This window comes from Granulicatella sp. HMSC31F03, from assembly GCF_001807725.1.
Classification (GTDB): Bacteria; Bacillota; Bacilli; order Lactobacillales; family Aerococcaceae; genus Granulicatella; species Granulicatella adiacens.
Genome location: NZ_KV790870.1, coordinates 16268 through 38424, shown reverse-complemented (window position 1 = coordinate 38424; position 22157 = coordinate 16268). Strand labels below are relative to the sequence as shown.

Here is a 22157-nt window from a genome sequence, read left to right as displayed (position 1 = left end):
AAACCTGGGGATTAAAAAACGGACGTTAATAACTTGCTGGATTGAGATAGTTCTTATTTTACAGTTACGGTTCTTATTTTTCAACTGTTTTTAGAATCATTTTTCTATTTTTACGAATATTTACCTTGTTTTTCTCTTTAATGTTCTTTTTGGGTCCTTCTCCAACAAAAAAACGAGCAGAAAACCTGCTCGTTTTACTTCTCTTTAATCGTTTGTAGGTTCGTCTTGTTTAAATGCCCAAAACCGTTGACCCACATAGTTTAGTAATACAAAAAGGCCCATTCCAGCTACTAACGCCAAGTTCCCTTGAAGTTTTTCACCAAGACCTGCAAACAAGTACAACACAAGTGGTTTCGCGATACCATAAGCAATAATATAACAAACCGTGATATTGATGATAAAGCGGATAATCGATTTTTTCGTCGTTTCTTCCACTTTAAACGTAAATTTCTTATTCAAGAAATAACTTAAAACACTTCCACAAACATAATTCATTCCCGAAGAAAACCAGTATCCCAAGTTTAAAATGTTGTAACAAAAGAACATGATGGTCATTCCAAATAGTGTGTTAACAACTCCTACTGCAATAAAGGTTAGAAAGGTCTTGTCGAACACCTTTTTCAATTTTTCTTGCACGTTCTCGCCTCCCAAGTCTCAAGTTCATCCTATTATACAATAAACTGCAAAATAAAACACAACTCATGAAATCATAAGTTGTGCTTTGATAGTTGTTATTAAAGAAAGATTATTCTTCCTCTTCTTCGTCGAAGTCGCTATCAAGGTCTTCGTCATCAATGATAATCAGATCTTCTTCCACACTCACTTCATCTTCTAGGTCTTCATCTGCACCTAGTTCATTTAAGTCAGAACGATATGCATCGATTTCATCTTCTTCGTCATCGTCGTCTAAATCAACATCCATATCATCATCTAAATCATCACTATCAAGATCTTCGTCATCAAGAAGTTCTTCATCTTCTGGATCATCATCATTGTAATCGATAAGATCATCTTCAGTTCCGAACGCATTGACTTTCTTACGTTTCTTACGAGGTTTCTTCACTTCTTCATCTTCCATTGATGTTGCGATTTCTTCATCGATTGAGTCTATTGGATACCAATCACGTAAGCCCCAACGATTATCTCCAAGTGAGATAAAGCTTCCATCAATATTTAAATCTGTGTAAAAACGAGCCATACGAGCTTCTAACGCTTCGTCGCTTAATTCCATATATTCTTGAATTTCTACTAATAATTGGTTGAAATCTAAAACTTCATTCTTCGCTTCTAAAATAGCATGCGCTACTTCGACCATTGATAATTCGTTTTTGTTAATGCCATCGAGTTTCTTTAATTCCAATGGTTACACTTCCTTTCCAGTTCATCTTACACAGTATAGCATAATTTTTTTAGTTTATGCTAGTTTAGCGAGATTTTTTATACATTTTCCTTGATTTGAAGCTGAAAGGTGACTAAAGAGCTCGTAATCAGTTGTTTTTGTTGGAATAATTGGTATTCCAGTACTAGTAACACCATCTCTTCCGTCTCTTCGAGGTGTACTTGTTTGGTTTGAATCTCAAAATGCATTTGTCTCCCTGCGCCTAATTCGTAAATTCCTTTAGTCGCCTTTGTATGATGAAAGTCCATTTGACTACGCACATCTCCTTGACGGTGTAAAGTTACCTGAGGAGTAGCTTCTGAGGTATTCACTTCTATTTTCACGCGCGTATTAGTTTCTTCTTCCACATAGCTTAGTACAAAACCGGAGTCCTTACGAAGACGAGTCGCATCCGCAAACATACGTTGCTTCATCGTTTCCCCGCCTTGACTCAATACCGTTTCAATCGTTAATTTCATCTTCCATCCCCCTCTCAAGCCTATTTCTTCTCTTCTATCCTTTCTGGATTTTTAACGGGCAAGCAAACTCTGCGCTTTATCCCCTATTTCAAAAAGGATTCTAAATTCATAAAACTTTTGATGGCGGAGAATCCTGAGGAACTTTTTGGGAGGGAGAACCTTTCGGATGTTATAAAAACAGTTATGGGAATTCGTATTAAATGCGAATTAGAGGGCGTAAGGAAATTTTTCCCTACGCCCTCTTTGAGGCTTTAAAGGCGAGAGACCATAGGCTCGAACCGGTACCTCATAACAGTTTTTATAACAGCAATCCGAAAGGATTCGAACCCCAAAAAGGAGCCGAAAAAATTCGAAGCCATCATATATCCATTTTCTTTTATTTTAGTATTTCGCTAATTCTTGTTGTAATAGTTGGTTTACAACGCCAGGGTTTGCTTTCCCTTTCGTTTGCTTCATAATCTGCCCAACTAAAAATCCAACGGCGCGGTCTTTACCATTCTTGAAGTCCTCAATCGACTGTGCATTGTTATCCAACACATCTTGAATAATCGGTAATAACTGAGCTGGATCACTCAATTGAACCATACCGTGTTTTTCAACAATGCCTTTCGCCGTTCCGCCTTCTTCGGCTAATAACAAGAAGACTTTCTTCGCTAATTTCGAACTGATGGTTCCGTCTGCAATTAATTGAATCATTTCTGCTAAGCTTTCTGGCGTTAACTTCAAGTCTTTCAATTCTAATTTCTTGCTGTTCATGTGCGCTGAGATGTCACCCATTAACCAGTTTGAGGCTTGTTTAGGATCGGCACCCGCAGCAACTGTTGCATCGAAGAAATCAGACATTTCTTTCGTTAATGTTAATACCATTGCATCATATTCTGGTAAGCCAAATTCGCTCACGTAACGTTCACGACGTTTGCTTGGCATTTCAGGAATAGACGCACGCACTTCTTCAATCCATTCATTTGAGATTTGGAAGTTTGGTAGATCTGGTTCTGGGAAGTAACGGTAGTCACTTGAACCTTCTTTGACACGCATTAAGATGGTTTGACCAGTCGCATCATCAAAACGACGTGTTTCTTGTAGGATTTCTCCTCCATTACGTAGGACGTTGGCTTGACGAACTTCTTCGAATGCTAAGCCTTTACGGACATTGTTAAATGAGTTTAAGTTTTTCAACTCTGTTTTTGTACCGAATTTTTCTTGACCATAAGGACGAATTGAAATGTTCGCGTCACAACGCATTGAACCTTCTTCCATCTTCACGTCAGAAACACCTGTAAACATGATGATTTGACGAAGTGCTTCAAGGTACGCATATGCTTCTTCAGGAGAACGCATATCTGCTTCTGATACGATCTCAATCAGTGGAGTTCCTTGACGGTTTAAGTCCACATAAGAGAATCCGTCTGTTCCGTGCGTATTTTTACCCGCATCTTCTTCTAAGTGGACACGTTCAATACGAATACGTTTTGTTTGGCCTTCTACTTCGATATCAATCCAGCCATCATGACCGATTGGGTAATCGAATTGAGAGATTTGGTACGCTTTTGGATTATCAGGGTAGAAATAGTTTTTACGGTCGAATTTTGTATCTTGAGAAATCGTACAGTTCAACGCAAGAGCCGCACGCATTCCGAATTCTAACGCACGTTTATTAACGACTGGAAGAACCCCTGGATATCCCCAGTCAATCACGTTTGTATTTGTATTTGGTTCCGCACCGAAATGCGCTGGTGATGGAGAGAACATTTTTGAATCAGTTTTTAATTCAACGTGGCACTCTAAACCAATAATTGTTTCAAAGTTCATGTCATTGTTCCTCCTTATAATTGTGGGCGGCGTAAGTAGTAATCATTTGCTTGTTCAAATGCATACGCTGCTTGGTAAATAGTTTTTTCTTGGAAGTAATTTCCGATTAATTGAATTCCGACTGGTAAGCCTTCGTTAGTGAATCCAGCAGGAACTGAGATTGCTGGTAGTCCAGCTAAGTTTACAGGAACGGTTAATAAGTCCGCCATGTACATTGCGATTGGGTCATCACTGTGTGCGCCCAATCCGAATGCAGCAGAAGTTGTTACAGGTCCTAAGATTAAATCATAGTTTTCAAACACTTTTGCAAAATCTTGTTTGATTAAAGTACGTACTTGTCCCGCTTTTTTGAAGTAAGCATCGTAGTAACCTGAACTTAAACTGAATGTTCCAAGCATGATACGACGTTTTACTTCCATTCCGAAACCTTCAGAACGGCTCTTCACGTATAAATCTTCTAATGTTTCTGCGTCTGTAGAACGGTGACCGTAACGGATTCCGTCGAAACGTTGTAAGTTCGAAGAAGCTTCTGATGAAGCGATGATATAGTACGCTGGAATCCCGTATTTAGAGTGAGGGAGGCTCACTTCTTCAACGATAGCTCCCATTTCACGGTATTGGTCAGCCGCTTTTAATACAGCAGCTTGAACTTCTGGGTCCACGCCTTCAGCAAAATATTCTTTTGGTAACGCGATACGCATGCCTTTAATGTCGCCTGTTAATCCTTTATGGTAGGCAGGCACTTCTTGAGGCACACTTGTTGAATCGCGGTGGTCATATCCAGAAATCGCGCTTAATACTAAGGCATTATCTTGAATCGTACGTGTAAATGGTCCGATTTGGTCTAAACTTGACGCAAAGGCAATCAAACCATAACGAGAAATACGACCATATGTTGGTTTCATCCCAACAATCCCTGTGAAACTTGCAGGTTGGCGGATTGAACCACCTGTATCAGAACCAAGAGATGCTAATACTTCGCCAGAAGCAACTGCAGCGGCAGAACCACCTGAAGAGCCACCAGGCACTTTTGTTAAGTCCCAAGGATTTTTTGTTTTCTTGAAGTAAGAAGTTTCTGTTGAACCACCCATGGCAAATTCGTCCATGTTTAATTTACCAACGTTCACCGCACCTTCAGCTTTTAATAATTCCATTACATGCGCATCGTAAATTGGGTTGAAGTCTTCTAACATACGACTTGAAGCAGTTGTTAAAAGGTCGCGAGTCACGATATTGTCTTTAATCCCGATTGGAAGACCTTGAAGAGACGCTTCTTCTCCGTAGCCTTTTTCGTCAGCAGCGGCTGCTTGTTTTAACGCTTCTTCTTCGTTTAATGTCACGAACGCTTCTACTTTAGGTTCTAAAGCATGGATACGCCCGAATGTTTCTTTGGTTAATTCCACAGAAGTAAATTCTTTATTACGAAGACCTTCGTGAAGCTCAACTAATGTTTTGTTTTCAATAATACTCATGCTTCACCCTCCTCGTTTTCACCCATAATTGCAGGCACTTGAATAAATCCATCTTCGCTCGTTTTCACATTACGCATTAATAAGTCGCGGTCTGTTCCTTTTTCAGCAACGTCTTCTCGCATCACATTTACTAATGGATAACCGTGAGTGGTAACAGGCACACCCGTTGTATCTACTTCGTTTAATTGTTCCACCATATCAATGATATCGCTCATTTGTTCTGTAAAATGAAGGATTTCATTGTCGGCAAAAGCTAGCTTTGCAAGTTTGGCAACGTGTCTAACTTCTTTTTCCTCAATGGCCATTTCTTTTCCTCGCTTTCAAAATCATTACTTTTCTATTGTAAACACTTTAAACATTGTTATCAATATTAATCGAATATATGGTAAGTGAACACACCCTGCGTTAAATCTTGCATCAAGAACGCTTCTACCCCATTAATCGAACTAATACGCACTTCTACTGGAGTAGTTTTCGATAAATATTTATTAGCTGCATCGGTTACATGCTGTGCTAAGGCAATAATTTCTGATTCACCATAAAATTGCGTCATAATATCAACGACCATTTTTTTAGCCACATTATCTTGATATTTCACTCTAGCTGTTACTCCTGAGAGATTTGGGAAGAAGTTTTGTACTTCTGTTTTGAAATTCTCAAAAGCTGTTGACTCTTCTGTAGCTGCTTCGTTCACTAGAGGTAACACGGTCACTTTCTGATTTACATTCGTCCAGTTTGTAATTTCAGTTCCTTCTACAGAAGTCGCCTCTAAGACATAAACGCCTCCACCAATATCATCTTTTGAAGTTTGTCTAAAGACACCAAAGACAATTGGCACAGCTTTAAGCGCATCATTTTGACGCAGTCTTGTTAAGATTTGGTTCACGATCGTTTTCGCTTGTTCAATCATGACTTCTTTTGAAATTTCAGTTTCTGCATCACGATCGCCATTTGTATAATAATCAACGCTGTTCATCGCAACCCCGATACTAATCCCACCTAATTCAAAATTGTTTTCTGTTTGAATCATGTAGTCTTGTTCCAAAATCTGAGCTAAATAAAGTGGAGCACGTCCTGTTGGGGATGTATCTCCATTATCAGCAGGATTCAAGCCTTCAGGATTTTTATCGCTTTTACGAGCAATCCATTTAGCCGTTGTATCAGCATCGATAATCTGTCCTTCTCTAAAGAAATACTGATTCGTAGGAAATACATTTCTAGAAAGGTCGATTAAACCTGTCTCAAAGTTTTTCAAATTAAAGCCCGTATTCAAGCTTAAAGTAGCTCCACGGTTTTGGCTCACTTGATATTTCCCGTTAGTCATCAATGCACGATAAAAATTATTGGACAGTTGATTCGTTGTCGACTGAACCACTTTTGTATTGGCATCATTTTTCGTATTTGTATTTTGGCGATTGGCTTGAGTAATATCTGCACAGGCGGCTAAGGTGAATGCACTCATTAACCCTAATAATCCCAAGCGTAATTTATGTTTCATATGAGTTCCTTTCTATGCAAGAGAATCCAGAAATTGTTGTTCACTCCACACTTCAATCCCTAGCACATTGGCTTTATCCAACTTGCTTCCGGCTGAATGTCCAGCAATCACAACGTCTGTCTTCTTAGAAACAGAGCCTGTTACTTTTGCTCCAAGCGATTCCAATTTTTCTTTTGCATCTTGTCTTGTTAATTGTTCTAATGTCCCTGTTAAAACGACAGTCTTTCCACTTAGAATATGTCCTGAGGCTTCACTGTCTGCTTTTGTCTTTCCAAGATAGCTCATATTCACTCCACGATCTTGTAATTCTTGGATAAGTTCTTGAACGGATGGTTGTTCAAAATAAGTTTTTACACTATAAGCAATAATATCACCTAAACCATCAATTTCCAACAATTGTTCAATGCTCGCCTCTTGTAAAGCCTTCATATTTCCAAAATGTTGTGCCAGTTCTTTAGCAGCCTTGGTTCCTACATGACGGATACCCAGTCCTGTTAAAAGGCGTTCCAAGGAATTGGCTTTACTCTGTTCAATGGCTTCAAGAATATTTTCTGCACTCTTTTGTTGAATTTTGTCTAATGCTAACAACTGATCTAGAGTTAATTTGTATAAATCGGCCACATCAAGAACTAGACCTTCTTCAAAAAGTTGCTTAATGATACTTGGCCCAATTCCACTCATATTCATCGCATTTCGTGAAACAAAGTGGCTCATGCCTTCTGTCAGTTGGGCTGGACATTTTGGATTCAAGCAGCGAATCGCTACTTCATCTTCCAAATGCTCTAACTTTTCATGACAGACCGGGCAAGTTGTTGGGAACTCGTACGGCTGACTTGTTGCTGGACGTTTCTCCAAAATCACACGTGTGACTTCTGGGATAATGTCTCCTGCCTTATGAATCACCACGGTGTCTTCCAAGCGAATATCTCTTTCTTTCATCAAATCAATATTATGCAAGCTCGCACGTCGTACCGTCGTTCCTGCTAATTGAACCGGATTCATCACTGCAGTTGGGGTGACTACTCCAGTACGTCCCACCGTCCACTCCACATCGCGGACAACCGTTTGCGCTTCTTCTGCTGGGAATTTATACGCAATGGCCCAACGCGGTGCTTTGACCGTATAGCCGATTTCTTCTTGAGCGGCAAAATCATTGACCTTAATCACCATACCGTCGATTTCGTATGGTAAGTCTGGACGTTTGGCACCAATCGTTTCGATGTAATTCCACACTTCATCAATCGTTTGGCATTTTAATCGCTCAGGATTGGTCACAAAGCCCATCTCTGCCATCTTCTCCAACAACTCTTCTTGTGTAGAAACACCTAGTTCTTCCACACTAGGGCTGCTGTATAAAAAGACGGACAAGTTTCGCTTCGCCGCAATTTTTGGATCGAGCTGGCGGAGGCTTCCTGCTGCAGCATTTCTTGGATTAGCAAAGACTTCAAGCCCTTCCTCTTCGCGAGACTCGTTTAATGCCACGAATGATTTTTTTGGCATATAACATTCACCGCGCACTTCGACATTCCAAGGCTCTTTTAAAGACAAGGGCACTGATTTAATCGTGCGCACATTGCCTGTTACATCTTCACCTGTCGTTCCATCTCCGCGGGTTGCTCCAAGTTGAAGCTGCCCGTTTTGATACGTCAACGCAATAGAAAGTCCATCGATTTTTAGTTCACACACATACTCGATTGCTCGGTTCGTTAACTTACGAAGACGCGCATCAAACTCTTCCAAATCTTCTTTTGAAAAAGCATTTGAAAGGCTGAGCATCGGATTGGTGTGCGTGACCTTCTGGAATTGCTCGAGCACTTCTCCTCCTATACGTTGCGTAGGAGAATCAGCCGTCACAAATTCTGGATGTTCTTTTTCTAGAGCTAGTAATTCATGATACGCCTTATCGTACTCTGCGTCTGTTGCGGTGGGTTTATCTTCCACATAATACTCATGACTCCAACGATTTAATTGTTCTTTAAGCTGTTCAATTCTTTGTTGAATCGTTGTATTCATCTTCATCCTCTATTCTTCGATTTTTTCAATTGGGGCAAAACTTGCAAGGAGTCGCTTAATCCCCATCCCTGCAAAAGCTACGTCAAGTTCTTGACGGTCTCCTTCACCGGTAATACGGACTACAGTTCCCGTGCCCCATTTCTTATGAGATACTTTCATACCAACCGTCCATCCATCGGTTGAAACAGACGTTGGCGTTTGTTTTTCTACACGCTGAATGCTTGCAGAAGAATGAGGTTTCTTTTGTAAATATCCCCCATTCTTTTGTGCATTAGTATTGCGGTAACGATCAAAGAGTCCCCCACCCGTTGCAGCAGAAGAACTTCTGTTATAACTTGGCTTTTCTGAGTAGAAACTACTTGAATAATAAGAGTCGCTAATCGTTTCTCCTTCTTTTTGAAGAAGTTTGTCATCAATTTCTTGCATAAAACGAGATTCGCGGTAATGTTGCGTTTTCCCGTAGAGCAGCCTTGAATAGGCACGCGTCATAAAGAGCTTTTTCTCTGCACGTGTGATACCCACATAGGCCAATCGACGCTCCTCTTCTTCATCACCTTCTTGTAAGGTTCTTGCAGAAGGGAAAATTCCGTCTTCCATTCCCACAAGGAACACGACGGGGAACTCTAACCCTTTTGCCGCATGCAAGGTCATCAATGTAATTTGTGAAGCGCTCGTTTCTTCTTCATTTTCCATATCCGTTACTAAGGATAAATCCGTTAAGAATTGAACTAAAACTGATTCCTCTGCTTCAGAATCGAACCGTTTTTCTTCGAACTCTTTGGCTACGGATAGGAATTCGCGCATATTATCGATTCGCGCATCAGCTTCCATGGTATGCGCCTGTTCAAGAGAGGCAATGTAGCCTGATTTTATCATGACTTCTTCGATTAAATCGGTTAGCGAGACAAACTCTTGCATCTTGGTTAAATCGCTAATCAATTTTGCGAAATCGGCTAAGCCTTTTCCTGCTTTCCCACTAATCCCATTAAGAGTCGTCTCAGCGGAAGCTTCTAAAAGAGAAAAGCCGTGCATTTGAGCAAAGTCTTCTAATTTTTCAATACTCTTTCCACCAATACCGCGTTTTGGCGCATTCACAACACGTCTAAAGCTAAAGTCATCGGTCGGATTCACTAATAAACGTAAATAGGCAAGTAAATCCTTGATTTCCATACGCTCGTAGAATCGTTGGGCCCCTACCATTTTGAAAGGCATATTCGCCTTTAACAAATCTTCTTCAAGGGTCCGTGATTGAGCATTACTACGGTATAAAACTGCAAAATCACTATAATCGTACCCATCAAAATTCACCATCTTTTGAATGGTTCTCATCACATAACGAGACTCTTCATAACCGGAAGCCGCACAATAATAGGTAATCTTGTCTCCTGCTTCATTTTCGGTCCACAACTCTTTTGGTTTACGATTTTGATTATTTTCAATCACTTGATTGGCTGCTTTTAAAATCGTCTTCGTCGAACGATAGTTTTGCTCTAGTAAGACCACTTTCGCCTGTGGATAATCGTGTTCAAATGACAAGATATTCTCCATATCGGCTCCACGCCAACCGTAAATGCTTTGATCGGCATCCCCAACCACGCAAATATTTTTGAACTTATCCGCTAGCAGTTGCACCAGTAAGTATTGTGCATGGTTTGTATCTTGGTACTCATCCACATGGATATAGTGGAATTTTTGTTGATAATACGCTAAGACATCTGAATGCTCTTTAAACAATTTCACCGTTAACATGATTAAATCATCAAAGTCAACGGTCATATTTTTGCGTTTTTCTGCTTCGTATTCGACATAGCACTTCGCGGTTATTTGGTCCATGAAGTTTGCATGTGTCTTTGCGAAGGTTTCCGCATCTTCAAAATTATTTTTAGCATTACTAATACTTGCTAAGATTCCACGCGCATCAAACTTATCCGAATCAATACTCAGCTTTTGCATAATGCGTTTCATCGCGGATAGTTGATCCCCAGAATCGATAATCGTAAACGACTTTGCAAGACCGATGCGTTCACAATCTCTTCGTAAAATGCGGACGCACATCGAGTGGAACGTGGAGACCCACATATCGTTAGCTTGTTCGCCCACTAGAGCACTCACACGTTCTTTCATCTCGCTAGCTGCTTTATTCGTAAACGTAATCGCTAGAATATTCCACGGTTGCACTTCTTCCTCGGCTAAAATATAAGCCATTCGATGCGTCAACACGCGCGTCTTTCCACTTCCAGCCCCCGCCATTACGAGAAGCGGACCTTGTGTATGCATGACCGCTTCTTTTTGGCGAGGGTTCATTCCCTTAATTAATTCGTTTGAATTTTTCACTTACTCTTTCCTTTCCTTGAGGAACTATTTTCCATTAAAGAATAAATCTGAAACTTCAATCTCTCCAAGTAGATCCACACTGGATCCTCCACTTAATCGAATCACTCCTAAGATGTCTGTTGCTCTCTTAGGTGAGGTTTGGAAAAATTCAAAATCCCATTTTGGTTTCAATAGTGTTAATAAACTTGCTTTTTCGAGCATGGATTCATAAATCGGCACTAGAATCATTTCTTCAGTAGGTTTCTTGTATTCCACCGGAAGTCCTGTGGCTACTCGCGTAATGATGTCCGATAATCCTTTTCCTAGTTGTGCACTTCCAAATTGTTGTTGGATTAAAGGCAGTTGATTAATCGATTTTACATAAAAAATGCCATTATTTCCCATCAACACTTGAATCGATAGCACCACTGACCCTGAAAGATAATCTACGACTTTAAAAGCAATCCTCTTCAACTCTTGAACCCATTCTGGATTCATCCGACGTGAAGCAATACTATACTTTAATTTTCCAGAGATATATACATCTTCTGTAATTGGTAAAATCGTTACACGATCTTCATAGTCACGAACAACAGTCAACGAAAAATGGCGTTGAGCAGGGACAAAGGCAGTCAACATACTTGGCCCTTCTTCAATTTTCCCCAAAACTCGCTCGTCAATATCTTGATCATATAATTCGATAGGTTCTTCATATCGGCTATGGACTTGATTACTTTCTAGAAAAGCGGGAAGCCCAATACTTTCTAATAAAGTAGGCAATTCCCCAACATGGGTGACAATCCCATAAGGAGCTACGTTGATTGCATGTTCCTCTAAAAATAATTTTTCGACCGTACGATTTTGAGAAATTTCGGCTAGCTCCAATGATTGGTAATATCTTGTTTTACTACTTAGAGCCACTAATGTGTCTACAGAAACTAAATTCGTCATCAGAAGGAGAGTATCTACTTTCTCAGCAAAATCAAGTAAGGATGCACGGTCATCATAGGAAGACACAATTTCATATTCTGCCATCGAAATAGCAGCCTCGTTCGATTGATGGTAGCTATATACAACATACCCCATCTTTCTAGCAGCAATTGCAACTGATGCAACTTGCTCGTCTCCCCCAATGATTCCGACAATGGATCCTGGTAATAATTGACTCATGTATATCCTCTCCTTTTGCATACGTTAGAATGAATTTGATTTCTTAAGAACCTCTTCGCACAGATGCGGTTGTTTCTTCGCTTGGCAATTTATCATATTGATACAATTGATGTTCTTCAATCATTTGAATAAGCTTTTGTGCATAGGTTGGGTCGGTCGCATACCCTGCATCTTGCAAGGCTTGTGCTGCTTGCTTGTAGTTTCTAGCCCCTAGCACCTTGTGATAGAGCGTTGGGTCCCAGTCCACGCCGTACGCTAATAGTTGCGCATGGGCCTCAACTGATTCTGCCCAGCTTTCATACACGCGAAATCGTCCGTTAATCGTAATCCATGTGTTGTTCACGAATTCTGCGGTTTCTAGGATGACATTTGGTTCAGTAGCAGACCCTTTCACGCCGTATAAATTATAATATTTACTTGCTAATAAACTCTCTCCCCAGTTCGATTCAAGAATCGCTTGCGCTAAACTCACGCTCGGCAACACGCCGTAGTCTTTATACGCTTGTTGTGCCGCTGGGATAAGTACTTTTAAAAATTCATCTTGTGTCACATGTATTTCCTGTGGCTCGGATTTATGTTCAGATAACCATGTGATGGTCCCGGCCAAAAGAACGCTTGCTACAGCTACGATGAGAAGTCCCGTCAATTTCGATAATGACTTGAACCACTCGACAAGATGAAAGACGAATTTATTTTTTCTTTTCTTTCTTTTCGCCACAGTTTCACCACTTTCTTTATCTTTTCAATTTTATCATAAAATGGCCTATAAAAAAATGGATACCCCCTTGTTTTCAAAGAGAGTATCGCATTCATTTTGCAAACTGTTATTCCTCTAAATTAGATTCTGGAACAAATGCATTTTTGCTATATTCCAAATATTTTTGTTGCGCTTTTTCGTCCTTCATCCATTCAAGGAGCTCTTGTTTTTTCGTACCGATTTGTTTATGCGTAATTCCTACCACACGAATTTCAATAATATCTTGGTAACTCCAATGACCGTATGTCGTTGCCACGCGTAAAATCGTGACATTTTCTTTGAATTTACCCTTGCTGACAGCAGCCGTCTTCCAATCCACGCGGACATTTTCTTGACGAATCCAGCGACTCGCAATCGCCACCTTCAAACGTAAATATTCAGCGACTGGGTCTGAAGCGACTTCTGGAAGCACATCGGCATTTCGGGCGACTTTATTAGCAAGCATCCACTCATAGTCCGTAAACAGACGTGCGATTTTTTGAAGATTTTCTGCCTTCAATCCGCGTTCCCCGTTCTTCCATCTCGTCCAACTTTGACCACTAATCCCTAATTCTTCTGTATAAAATGCCTTTTCTGAGACATAACGTTCTCTAACAGCGTTCACTACAATTAATACAAATGCTTCATGCATCTTCATCACCTCTTGAACACATTGTACACCTATTAGGTGCATTATTCAATAACTCTACCATTTTTTTAACACATATATTATAATAGCGATATCTAAAAAAAGCAGAGGTGAGAGCGTGCCACAATCGTCAAATAATCCATTCCATATCGGACTTCGTACTTTTAAAACAGCCGTGTCTGTATTTATTTGCGTGGTTCTCTTTAGAATCTTACATCGTGGTTCACCGATGCTAGCAGCCTTGTCTGCTATTTTCAGTTTGCGAACTGACCATCAGCAAACGTTTAAATTTGCACTTTCTCGTTGTATCGGAAATACAACAGGCGGGGTCGTAGCTATTCTTTTATTCTACGTAAGAGCTGTTCTCCCATTTCCTGAATATACCGATTTACTGCTCGCTCCTGTCGGGATTGTAATCATTATTTTATTCTGCAATCGATTTAATAAAACAGGCGTTATTAACTCATGCGCCACTTTCCTTGTTATCTTCTTCAACGTAGAAGCAGGACAAAATACTGCGTATGCAATCCAACGGATTCTCGATACAATTATCGGAGCACTCATTGCGATTGGGGTAAACCACTTACTACCAAATCCACATCTGAAAGAACAACAATCTTAAAAATACAAAAGAGTTCTACCACACTGGTAGAACTCTTTTTTGTACTGTTTTTTTATTTCATACGCATCATGCCGTACATACGTGTATCGATAAAGAACACATCATCCTTCACATCAATTGTTTTAGAAAGAAGGATGTCTTTTGTCTGCATCGATTGCACACGTAGCGTTGGTTTGCCATCGACTAGAGTGATCATCACAAGATTCCCTTTATTCAAGTACACTTGTGGTGCATAGACATCTGTTTCCGTTGTAAATGCTTCTTCTAATTTCTGCGAACCTGCATTAAGAACATAGTATTTAGTCTCATTATTTTTGCGCTCACTTGCCTTCACATACGTATCCGACCCAGTGAATGCAGGCACCTCATCTGCCAACGCAATATATGCTTTGTCTCCTACTGTGTATAGAATCGATTGTACCGCACTCATGCCCTGTTCAGGTCTGATTTCTGTGAACTTCTCAGTCTCAGCATCAAAAGTCATTAAGCGGAATTTTTCATCTCTTGAATACATACTCTTAAACAGCAGCACTTGCGGGTCATACATGCGAGAGCTCTTAGCTTCTCCCCATGCAATCGAAGCGTATTCCTCTGGTAATTTCACGCGTTTTGCCGGAGTTGTTGCTCCCGTTTCTAAGTTCACAGAGAATGTTACTAAGAAATAGGTTGGTGCTTTCGAGCCTCTATTTTCATACTCAGGCATCGGCACCACTCCATACACGGTATTGCCTTTTCTATAGAAAGTGACATCTGTTACAAAATGACTATCGTCCCCGCGCACTTCTTTCGTAATCGGAACCGATACAGTTGTGACCTTCTTCGTCTCTTTATTGATGATACTAAAATTCACTTTTGGATCTGTTGTGCTTTCAAAGCTATAAGTCAAGCCGTATAGAAGGTCATACCCCTTAAACGCCACCAGATTGTCATAATTTGGACGGTCTGTAAAAGAAAAGTCAGCCAATCTCTTTTTCGTTTGGAAGTTGTAGGCATTCTCGGAAAATCCAACACGTTTTACGTCTCCATCTAAAAGTGCATACTCTGCGCCCTTAGACGACGTCAAATCATCTGTGGAATACGACATTTCAAAGGTTGCTCCGTCGACTAATTTTTTCTCTTCATCGGTTAATTGAATCGATACCGGAGCAGGCTTCACTTCTTGATACGCTGCGTGCCCAGCTGTTGCTAGAAACACAAGTCCACTAAAGGCAAATACTGCTGTTGCAAATTTACTTGATTTCATGATAACCCCTCCTTACACACTAACCTTATGATTTAATAAATAATCGCTGAGTAGCATATTTAAAACAATCCAAATGAGCATGCTACCGATTAAAAAGACCATCGCTTCATTTCCAATTAAACGAACGACAAATTGTGTGCGCATGATAGCTGTGAATGTCACAACAATGACTAAAACGTAGAGGACGACCGAAGTTACCTTACGAACGTACCCCTTCTTCTCAACCCCAAAGACAAGAATTGCGAGTTGGAAGACCGTCACGATGAGGGCTATCCCCATCGTCAAAATGAGAAGAAACTGCACCGCATATTGTGGCACTAGAAGCGGCATTGCCATAGAGTTTGTCACAAGCGACCATGGTGTGATGTGGTACTGTGCAAACTCTGGAATAAAGAAGCTTGTGAGGTAGTAGTTTAAGAACACCCCAACTACTTGAACGGCTTGTAAGAAGAACGTAATCACAAGCATTGTTAATAATTTAGCCCAGTAGATTCCAAAACGGGATCCTGGAAGCATGAGTAGACGGTAAATAAATGAGCCTTTGCTGCTCCATTCTCTCGACCAAATCACTGCCGAGTAAACCAAAATCGCTGTTCCCGCAAAGAACACTGGAAGTCCGATTGAGAGTTGGTCTAGCACGACTTGTTTCACGATATCAGGACTCACAATGCGCAATTGTCCGGTTAGTAATCCAGTCGTCGCAAGGGTCTTCACCTTCAACCCTAGTTGCAATAAGATTTGAAGTAAGGCCACCACGAGGATGAATCCTTTCGCCTGGCCGATATTATAAATCGTTAAGTTGATGACTTTCTTCATGGTAAGTATACCTCCCTCATCACATCGACAATTGATTTGCCCTCTTCTTCGCGGACTTCTTCTGGATAGAATTCCTTCACTACACGTCCATCGTTTAAGAGCACTGCTTTATCGACGATATACTCAATATCATTAATTTCATGCGTTGTAATCAATACGCCCCGTCCATCAAGTAGGTCGCTTGTAAACACACGCGCGATTTCTTCACGGGTAAACACGTCGATTCCTGAAAATGGTTCGTCCATCAAGATGTAATCTGTATCCAGCCCCATCCCGAGAAGCAAGTTCAGTTTAGCAACATTCCCTTTCGAGAGTGATCGTACTTCATCTTTTAAATTCAAACGGAAAAAGTCTAATAAATGTCTTTCCTTTTGACGATTCCAGTTTGGATAGAACGTGCGCATAAAATCAATTGCCTCGTCCACTGTTTGGTCTGGAGAAATAATCGAACTATCTGTAATGTAGCTCACCTTTTCCGCAAACACTTTACGGGCTGGCATATCATCGATAACAACTTTCCCTTTATCAAATGGTAATAGTCCTGCAATACAGTTCATAATCGTTGTTTTCCCAATTCCGTTGACACCAATAAGAGCCGTCACTTCCCCTTTTTTCGCGTTAAATGAGATGTCATTCAACACTTGTTTCTTTCCAAATCTCTTACTTAAGTTTTGAACAGTTAACATAGTACCGCTCCTTCCTTACAATTGTTTTTTGAGATGTTCGATAACATCTTCTGCAGTTAAGTTGAGAGGCTTAATCGCTTCTGTAAAGCTTCCAATCGCCTCACCCAACATTTCTTCTTTTAGTTGCTCAATCCGTTCTACATCTTCTGTCACACGACTCATGACATTATTTCCAGTCGTAATCAACCCCATGACCTCCAATTCATGAAAGGCACGTTGGACCGTATTGGGATTCACTTGCATGGTTTGCGCAAATTCACGCCGACTAGGCATCTCTTGGCCTGCTTCCATTCTGTGGGAGGCAATTTCCGCTTTGAAATAGGCGATAATTTGCTCGTAGACCGGACTTCTTTTATCAAATACGATCATCAGTAACTCCTTTCTTTGATTCCCTTTCAGTGTATTAACCGGTTAATACACTTATCTTTAACTGTATTATGCGCTTAGTACACTCAAATGTCAATAGCGTTTTCAAAAATATTTTTTAAAAATAAAAATAGCATAAAAATCTAGTTATCCGCATAAAAACTGGACTTATCACACTTTATCAAGGTCAAAACCACTCAATTTACTACTAATTTACTACTTATGAATGAGCTTTGATACGACGATTTATCCTTGAAAAGTGAAGATATAAAGATACTTCCAATAAAATTTGAATATTTAATAGGTAGACACTTCAAAAAATGAGGTGTCTATTTTTTTACCCGATTTTGAAAGGAAGTGAACTTATGAAAACAAAAAATCAAGAATCAAAAGGTCGTTCCCCACTCTTTAAGACCATCAAACATTCATTCAGCCAATAAAAAAGAAAGGATAGGTAAAAATATGGAACTTAAATTTGTGATTCCCAACATGGAAAAAACATTCGGCAATTTAGAATTTGCTGGCGAGGATAAAGTCGTTCAGCGAAGAATCAACGGACGGCTAACTGTCTTATCAAGAAGCTATAATCTCTATTCTGATGTTCAAAGAGCAGATGATATTGTGGTGGTGCTTCCTGCTGAAGCTGGCGAAAAACATTTCGGCTTTGAGGAACGTGTGAAGTTAGTCAATCCACGTATTACCGCAGAGGGCTACAAAATCGGCACTCGTGGTTTTACAAATTACCTTTTACATGCTGACGACATGATAAAAGAATAAAGAAAGAGAGGAAAAATGATGAGATTAGCAAATGGCATTGTATTAGATAAAGACACGACTTTTGGAGAATTGAAATTCTCTGCTCTACGTCGTGAAGTGAGAATCCAAAATGAAGACGGGTCGGTTTCAGATGAAATCAAGGAACGTACCTATGACTTAAAATCCAAAGGACAAGGACGCATGATTCAAGTAAGTATTCCTGCCAGCGTGCCTTTGAAAGAGTTTGATTATAACGCACGGGTGGAACTTATCAATCCCATTGCGGACACCGTTGCTACTGCCACCTATCAAGGAGCAGATGTTGACTGGTATATCAAGGCAGACGATATTGTGCTGACAAAGGATTCTAGTTCATTCAAAGCTCAACCACAAGCAAAGAAAGAACCGACACAAGACAAATAGTCGCTAGGTAGAAAGGAGACTTTTTCGCATGAAACAGCGTGGTAAAAGGATTCGCCCATCTGGTAAAGATTTAGTCTTTCATTTTACGATAGCGTCACTCCTGCCTGTTTTCCTGCTGGTTGTCGGACTGTTTCATGTGAAGACAATCCAGCAGATCAACTGGCAGGATTTTAACCTATCACAAGCAGATAAGATTGACATTCCCTATTTAATTATCAGTTTCAGTGTCGCAATTCTTATCTGCTTGCTGGTAGCGTTTGTATTCAAACGGGTTCGCTATGATACGGTTAAACAACTTTACCACCGTCAAAAACTGGCAAAGATGATACTTGAAAACAAGTGGTATGAATCTGAACAGGTCAAAACAGAGGGTTTCTTTAAAGATAGTGCTGGTCGTACAAAGGAAAAGATAACCTACTTCCCTAAAATGTATTATCGACTTAAAAATGGCTTGATACAGATACGGGTGGAAATCACGCTGGGAAAATATCAAGACCAACTCTTACACTTGGAAAAGAAATTAGAGAGTGGCTTGTACTGTGAGCTGACGGATAAAGAGTTAAAGGATTCCTATGTGGAATATACTTTGCTCTATGACACCATAGCCAGTCGTATTTCTATTGATGAAGTAGAAGCTAAAGATGGTAAACTTCGCTTAATGAAAAACGTATGGTGGGAATATGATAAGCTCCCTCATATGTTGATTGCTGGTGGTACAGGTGGCGGTAAAACTTACTTTATACTGACACTGATTGAAGCCTTGCTTCATACAGATTCAAAACTGTATATTCTTGACCCGAAAAATGCTGACCTTGCGGACTTAGGTTCTGTGATGGCAAATGTCTACTATAGAAAAGAAGACTTGCTTTCTTGCATTGAAACATTCTATGAAGAAATGATGAAACGTAGTGAGGAAATGAAGCAGATGAAGAACTATAAGACTGGCAAAAATTATGCTTACTTAGGTCTCCCGGCACACTTCTTAATCTTTGATGAATACGTCGCTTTCATGGAAATGCTGGGAACAAAAGAAAACACCGCAGTTATGAATAAGCTGAAACAGATTGTCATGTTAGGTCGTCAAGCTGGCTTCTTTCTAATACTGGCTTGTCAACGTCCAGACGCAAAATATTTAGGCGACGGAATCCGTGATCAGTTTAATTTCAGAGTGGCTTTAGGTCGTATGTCTGAAATGGGCTATGGCATGATGTTTGGCAGTGACGTACAAAAGGATTTCTTCTTAAAGCGAATCAAAGGTCGTGGCTATGTTGATGTAGGAACAAGTGTCATATCAGAGTTTTATACTCCCCTTGTACCAAAAGGATATGATTTCTTGGAGGAAATTAAAAAGTTATCCAACAGCAGACAGTCCACGCAGGCGACGTGCGAAGCGGAAGTCGCAGGTGTGGACTGATCTTGCTGGCTGGTGTGGCAATAGCCACGCCAGCACTTAACCCCCCGTATCTAACAGGGGGGTACAAATCGACAGGAAACAGTCAAAAAAACATTAGAAAATCCTTTGGTTACAAGGGATTTACAAAATTTCAGCGTATGTCAAATGGGCTTTAAAAGTTGACATACGCCTTTTTGATTGGAGGGATTTTTACTGAATGAACAAACTTGGTTACAGCATTTAAAAGAAAAACGCTTGGCTTATGGACTATCTCAAAACCGTTTAGCTGTTGCGACTGGTATTACAAGGCAGTATCTAAGCGATATTGAAACAGGAAAAGTCAAGCCATCAGAGGATTTACAGCAGTCCCTTTGGGAAGCTCTGGAACGCTTCAATCCCGACGCTCCCCTTGAAATGCTGTTTGATTATGTAAGGATTCGCTTTCCGACAACAGACGTACAGCAGGTGGTCGAAAACATCTTACAACTGAAACTGTCCTATTTTCTTCATGAGGACTATGGTTTCTATTCTTATTCAGAGCATTATGCTTTAGGCGACATATTCGTCCTTTGCTCCCATGAACTGGACAAAGGAGTTCTGGTGGAATTGAAAGGTCGTGGGTGCAGACAATTTGAAAGCTATCTTCTGGCACAACAAAGAAGCTGGTATGAGTTCTTTATGGACGTTTTGGTGGCTGGCGGTGTGATGAAACGCCTTGACCTTGCCATTAACGATAAGACAGGGATTTTGAATATCCCTGTACTCACTGAAAAGTGCCAACAGGAAGAATGTATCTCCGTCTTCCGCAGTTTTAAAAGCTATCGCAGTGGCGAACTGGTACGCAAAGAGGAAAAGGAATGTATGGGAAACACCCTCTATATCGGTTCATTACAAAGTGAAGTTTATTTCTGTATCTATGAAAAGGACTACGAGCAGTACAAGAAAAATGATATTCCCATTGAAGACGCAGAAGTAAAAAAACGTTTTGAGATTCGATTGAAAAATGAGCGTGCCTATTATGCAGTCCGTGATTTACTCGTCTATGACAATCCAGAGCATACCGCCTTTAAAATTATCAATCGGTATATCCGTTTTGTAGATAAAGACGATTCCAAACCTCGTTCTGATTGGAAACTGAATGAAGAATGGGCTTGGTTTATTGGGAACAATCGTGAACGATTAAAACTAACCACAAAACCAGAGCCTTACTCCTTCCAAAGGACGCTGAACTGGCTATCTCATCAAGTTGCCCCGACCTTAAAGGTTGCGATTAAACTTGATGAAATCAACCAGACGCAGGTTGTAAAAGACATTCTCGACCATGCGAAACTGACAGACCGACACAAGCAGATTTTGAAGCAACAGTCAGTAAAAGAACAGGACGTGATAACAACAAAAAAATAACTCAAATACAAATTCATTGAATATAGAGAGGAGAACATTTTTATGAATTTTGGACAAAACCTTTATAACTGGTTTCTATCAAACGCTCAATCACTGGTGCTTTTAGCAATCGTTGTGATTGGCTTGTATCTTGGCTTCAAGCGTGAGTTTAGCAAACTGATTGGCTTTTTAATTATTGCGATTATTGCGGTTGGCTTAGTCTTCAACGCTGCTGGAGTAAAAGACATTTTACTAGAGCTATTCAATCGCATTATTGGTGCTTAAATAAAACCGTTCTTTTGTGGAATATAAGTGGTTTTCTTATGTTCCGCAAAGGAATGGTACACCAAACGAAGTGCGGTAGGGATTTTTGAATCTCTACAAAGAAAGGACGTGAATATATGGACGATATGCAAGTCTATATTGCGAATTTAGGCAAATACAATGAGGGCGAATTGGTCGGTGCGTGGTTTACCTTTCCCATTGACTTTGAGGAAGTCAAAGAGAAAATCGGCTTGAATGATGAATATGAGGAATACGCCATTCATGACTACGAGTTACCCTTTACGGTTGACGAATACACTTCCATTGGCGAACTCAATCGACTATGGGAAATGGTATCGGAATTACCCGAAGAATTACAATCGGAGCTATCTGCTCTGCTCACTCATTTTTCAAGCATTGAAGAACTAAGCGAACATCAAGAGGATATTATCATTCATTCCGATTGTGATGATATGTATGACGTGGCACGCTACTACATTGAAGAAACGGGTGCTTTAGGCGAAGTACCAGCTAGTCTTCAAAACTATATTGATTATCAAGCCTATGGTCGGGATTTAGACCTTTCAGGAACGTTTATCTCAACCAATCATGGGATTTTTGAAATCGTCTATTAAATCTGTCGGTACATTACTACTGGCAGATTTTCTATTTTACGGGGTGGCTC

At 40.3% G+C, this 22157-nt stretch carries 24 protein-coding genes; 8 read left to right on the top strand and 16 right to left on the bottom strand.

Features of this window, described 5'->3' with window-relative positions; genetic code table 11:
- Positions 1-204: 204 nt before the first annotated feature.
- The 12 genes from HMPREF3106_RS07580 to HMPREF3106_RS07525 all read right to left on the bottom strand — a co-directional run bounded on the left by HMPREF3106_RS07580 (position 205) and on the right by HMPREF3106_RS07525 (position 13523).
- Positions 205-636 (bottom strand): GtrA family protein, encoded by a 432-nt coding sequence (locus tag HMPREF3106_RS07580; protein WP_239652308.1) that lies wholly within the window; start codon positions 634-636, stop codon positions 205-207.
- Positions 637-745: 109 nt separating this feature from the next.
- Positions 746-1360 carry a DNA-directed RNA polymerase subunit delta gene (rpoE, locus tag HMPREF3106_RS07575; RefSeq protein WP_070439420.1) on the bottom strand — a complete coding sequence of 205 codons (615 nt, stop codon included), beginning with the start codon at positions 1358-1360 and terminating at the stop codon, positions 746-748.
- A gap of 77 nt (positions 1361-1437) precedes the next feature.
- Entirely contained in the window at positions 1438-1857 is a 420-nt protein-coding gene (locus HMPREF3106_RS07570; RefSeq protein WP_070439423.1) for a YwiB family protein, read from the bottom strand.
- A gap of 381 nt (positions 1858-2238) precedes the next feature.
- The gene (gene gatB / locus HMPREF3106_RS07565; protein WP_070445579.1) at positions 2239-3669 is read right to left on the bottom strand and encodes an Asp-tRNA(Asn)/Glu-tRNA(Gln) amidotransferase subunit GatB; all 1431 of its coding nucleotides are present in this window, start codon (positions 3667-3669) and stop codon (positions 2239-2241) included.
- 14 nt (positions 3670-3683) lie between these two features.
- Complete coding sequence (gene gatA, locus HMPREF3106_RS07560) at positions 3684-5141, bottom strand: Asp-tRNA(Asn)/Glu-tRNA(Gln) amidotransferase subunit GatA (protein ID WP_070445577.1); 1458 nt, start codon at positions 5139-5141, stop codon at positions 3684-3686.
- Positions 5138-5446 carry an Asp-tRNA(Asn)/Glu-tRNA(Gln) amidotransferase subunit GatC gene (gene gatC / locus HMPREF3106_RS07555; protein WP_049555085.1) on the bottom strand — a complete coding sequence of 103 codons (309 nt, stop codon included), beginning with the start codon at positions 5444-5446 and terminating at the stop codon, positions 5138-5140. The genes gatA and gatC overlap by 4 nt, the downstream gene beginning before the upstream one ends.
- 65 nt (positions 5447-5511) lie before the next feature.
- Positions 5512-6639, bottom strand: coding sequence for a CamS family sex pheromone protein (locus HMPREF3106_RS07550; RefSeq protein ID WP_049555086.1), 1128 nt, complete (start codon positions 6637-6639; stop codon positions 5512-5514).
- Between the two features lie 12 nt (positions 6640-6651).
- Positions 6652-8658 (bottom strand): NAD-dependent DNA ligase LigA, encoded by a 2007-nt coding sequence (ligA, locus tag HMPREF3106_RS07545; protein ID WP_148129426.1) that lies wholly within the window; start codon positions 8656-8658, stop codon positions 6652-6654.
- A gap of 3 nt (positions 8659-8661) precedes the next feature.
- Entirely contained in the window at positions 8662-10986 is a 2325-nt protein-coding gene (gene pcrA, locus HMPREF3106_RS07540; RefSeq protein WP_210384832.1) for a DNA helicase PcrA, read from the bottom strand.
- A 24-nt stretch (positions 10987-11010) separates the two neighbouring features.
- Positions 11011-12135, bottom strand: coding sequence for an ATP-grasp domain-containing protein (locus tag HMPREF3106_RS07535; protein WP_244266374.1), 1125 nt, complete (start codon positions 12133-12135; stop codon positions 11011-11013).
- A gap of 43 nt (positions 12136-12178) precedes the next feature.
- Positions 12179-12853, bottom strand: coding sequence for a glycoside hydrolase family 73 protein (locus HMPREF3106_RS07530; RefSeq protein WP_070445572.1), 675 nt, complete (start codon positions 12851-12853; stop codon positions 12179-12181).
- 106 nt (positions 12854-12959) lie between these two features.
- Complete coding sequence (locus HMPREF3106_RS07525; protein WP_070445570.1) at positions 12960-13523, bottom strand: helix-turn-helix domain-containing protein; 564 nt, start codon at positions 13521-13523, stop codon at positions 12960-12962.
- A 115-nt stretch (positions 13524-13638) separates the two neighbouring features.
- Here HMPREF3106_RS07525 and HMPREF3106_RS07520 point away from each other — a divergent pair, with 115 nt between their 5' ends.
- Positions 13639-14142 carry an FUSC family protein gene (locus HMPREF3106_RS07520; RefSeq protein ID WP_246827568.1) on the top strand — a complete coding sequence of 168 codons (504 nt, stop codon included), beginning with the start codon at positions 13639-13641 and terminating at the stop codon, positions 14140-14142.
- Between the two features lie 52 nt (positions 14143-14194).
- Here HMPREF3106_RS07520 and HMPREF3106_RS07515 read toward each other — a convergent pair whose 3' ends face one another.
- Genes HMPREF3106_RS07515 through HMPREF3106_RS07500 form a run of 4 tightly spaced genes read right to left on the bottom strand, consistent with a single transcriptional unit; the run spans position 14195 to position 17256 of the window.
- Positions 14195-15385, bottom strand: a complete 1191-nt coding sequence (locus HMPREF3106_RS07515; RefSeq protein ID WP_070445568.1) for a hypothetical protein — start codon at positions 15383-15385, stop codon at positions 14195-14197.
- A 12-nt stretch (positions 15386-15397) separates the two neighbouring features.
- Entirely contained in the window at positions 15398-16201 is an 804-nt protein-coding gene (locus HMPREF3106_RS07510; RefSeq protein WP_048711146.1) for a hypothetical protein, read from the bottom strand.
- Positions 16198-16887: an ATP-binding cassette domain-containing protein gene (locus HMPREF3106_RS07505; protein ID WP_048711145.1), complete on the bottom strand. Its 690-nt coding sequence runs from the start codon at positions 16885-16887 to the stop codon at positions 16198-16200. The genes HMPREF3106_RS07510 and HMPREF3106_RS07505 overlap by 4 nt, the downstream gene beginning before the upstream one ends.
- 15 nt (positions 16888-16902) lie before the next feature.
- Positions 16903-17256, bottom strand: coding sequence for a GntR family transcriptional regulator (locus tag HMPREF3106_RS07500; RefSeq protein WP_070445565.1), 354 nt, complete (start codon positions 17254-17256; stop codon positions 16903-16905).
- 459 nt (positions 17257-17715) lie between these two features.
- Here HMPREF3106_RS07500 and HMPREF3106_RS07495 point away from each other — a divergent pair, with 459 nt between their 5' ends.
- The 7 genes from HMPREF3106_RS07495 (at position 17716) to HMPREF3106_RS07470 (ending at position 22107) form a co-directional block, all read left to right on the top strand.
- Entirely contained in the window at positions 17716-18030 is a 315-nt protein-coding gene (locus HMPREF3106_RS07495; RefSeq protein WP_000420682.1) for a YdcP family protein, read from the top strand.
- A gap of 15 nt (positions 18031-18045) precedes the next feature.
- Complete coding sequence (locus tag HMPREF3106_RS07490) at positions 18046-18432, top strand: YdcP family protein (RefSeq protein WP_000985015.1); 387 nt, start codon at positions 18046-18048, stop codon at positions 18430-18432.
- A 28-nt stretch (positions 18433-18460) separates the two neighbouring features.
- Positions 18461-19846, top strand: coding sequence for an FtsK/SpoIIIE domain-containing protein (locus tag HMPREF3106_RS07485; RefSeq protein ID WP_000813488.1), 1386 nt, complete (start codon positions 18461-18463; stop codon positions 19844-19846).
- A 2-nt stretch (positions 19847-19848) separates the two neighbouring features.
- Positions 19849-20001: a hypothetical protein gene (locus HMPREF3106_RS09350; RefSeq protein WP_000879507.1), complete on the top strand. Its 153-nt coding sequence runs from the start codon at positions 19849-19851 to the stop codon at positions 19999-20001.
- Between the two features lie 22 nt (positions 20002-20023).
- On the top strand, positions 20024-21229 hold the full coding sequence (gene mobT / locus HMPREF3106_RS07480; protein WP_070445562.1) for a MobT family relaxase: 1206 nt from the start codon (positions 20024-20026) through the stop codon (positions 21227-21229).
- 42 nt (positions 21230-21271) lie between these two features.
- Entirely contained in the window at positions 21272-21493 is a 222-nt protein-coding gene (locus HMPREF3106_RS07475) for a hypothetical protein (RefSeq protein WP_001009056.1), read from the top strand.
- 116 nt (positions 21494-21609) lie between these two features.
- On the top strand, positions 21610-22107 hold the full coding sequence (locus tag HMPREF3106_RS07470; RefSeq protein WP_000342539.1) for an antirestriction protein ArdA: 498 nt from the start codon (positions 21610-21612) through the stop codon (positions 22105-22107).
- Positions 22108-22157 lie beyond the last annotated feature (50 nt).

Coding starts and splice junctions, on each gene's coding strand:
- HMPREF3106_RS07485 (WP_000813488.1), top strand. CDS start 18,461: ATGAAACAGCGTGGTAAAAGGATTCGCCCATCTGGTAAAGATTTAGTC.
- ligA (WP_148129426.1), bottom strand. CDS start 8,658: ATGAAGATGAATACAACGATTCAACAAAGAATTGAACAGCTTAAAGAA.
- HMPREF3106_RS07550 (WP_049555086.1), bottom strand. CDS start 6,639: ATGAAACATAAATTACGCTTGGGATTATTAGGGTTAATGAGTGCATTC.
- HMPREF3106_RS07470 (WP_000342539.1), top strand. CDS start 21,610: ATGGACGATATGCAAGTCTATATTGCGAATTTAGGCAAATACAATGAG.
- HMPREF3106_RS07490 (WP_000985015.1), top strand. CDS start 18,046: ATGATGAGATTAGCAAATGGCATTGTATTAGATAAAGACACGACTTTT.
- HMPREF3106_RS07500 (WP_070445565.1), bottom strand. CDS start 17,256: ATGATCGTATTTGATAAAAGAAGTCCGGTCTACGAGCAAATTATCGCC.
- HMPREF3106_RS07525 (WP_070445570.1), bottom strand. CDS start 13,523: ATGCATGAAGCATTTGTATTAATTGTAGTGAACGCTGTTAGAGAACGT.
- HMPREF3106_RS07515 (WP_070445568.1), bottom strand. CDS start 15,385: ATGAAATCAAGTAAATTTGCAACAGCAGTATTTGCCTTTAGTGGACTT.
- gatB (WP_070445579.1), bottom strand. CDS start 3,669: ATGAACTTTGAAACAATTATTGGTTTAGAGTGCCACGTTGAATTAAAA.
- HMPREF3106_RS07505 (WP_048711145.1), bottom strand. CDS start 16,887: ATGTTAACTGTTCAAAACTTAAGTAAGAGATTTGGAAAGAAACAAGTG.
- HMPREF3106_RS07510 (WP_048711146.1), bottom strand. CDS start 16,201: ATGAAGAAAGTCATCAACTTAACGATTTATAATATCGGCCAGGCGAAA.
- gatA (WP_070445577.1), bottom strand. CDS start 5,141: ATGAGTATTATTGAAAACAAAACATTAGTTGAGCTTCACGAAGGTCTT.
- HMPREF3106_RS07570 (WP_070439423.1), bottom strand. CDS start 1,857: ATGAAATTAACGATTGAAACGGTATTGAGTCAAGGCGGGGAAACGATG.
- gatC (WP_049555085.1), bottom strand. CDS start 5,446: ATGGCCATTGAGGAAAAAGAAGTTAGACACGTTGCCAAACTTGCAAAG.
- HMPREF3106_RS07475 (WP_001009056.1), top strand. CDS start 21,272: ATGAATTTTGGACAAAACCTTTATAACTGGTTTCTATCAAACGCTCAA.
- HMPREF3106_RS07535 (WP_244266374.1), bottom strand. CDS start 12,135: ATGAGTCAATTATTACCAGGATCCATTGTCGGAATCATTGGGGGAGAC.
- HMPREF3106_RS07495 (WP_000420682.1), top strand. CDS start 17,716: ATGGAACTTAAATTTGTGATTCCCAACATGGAAAAAACATTCGGCAAT.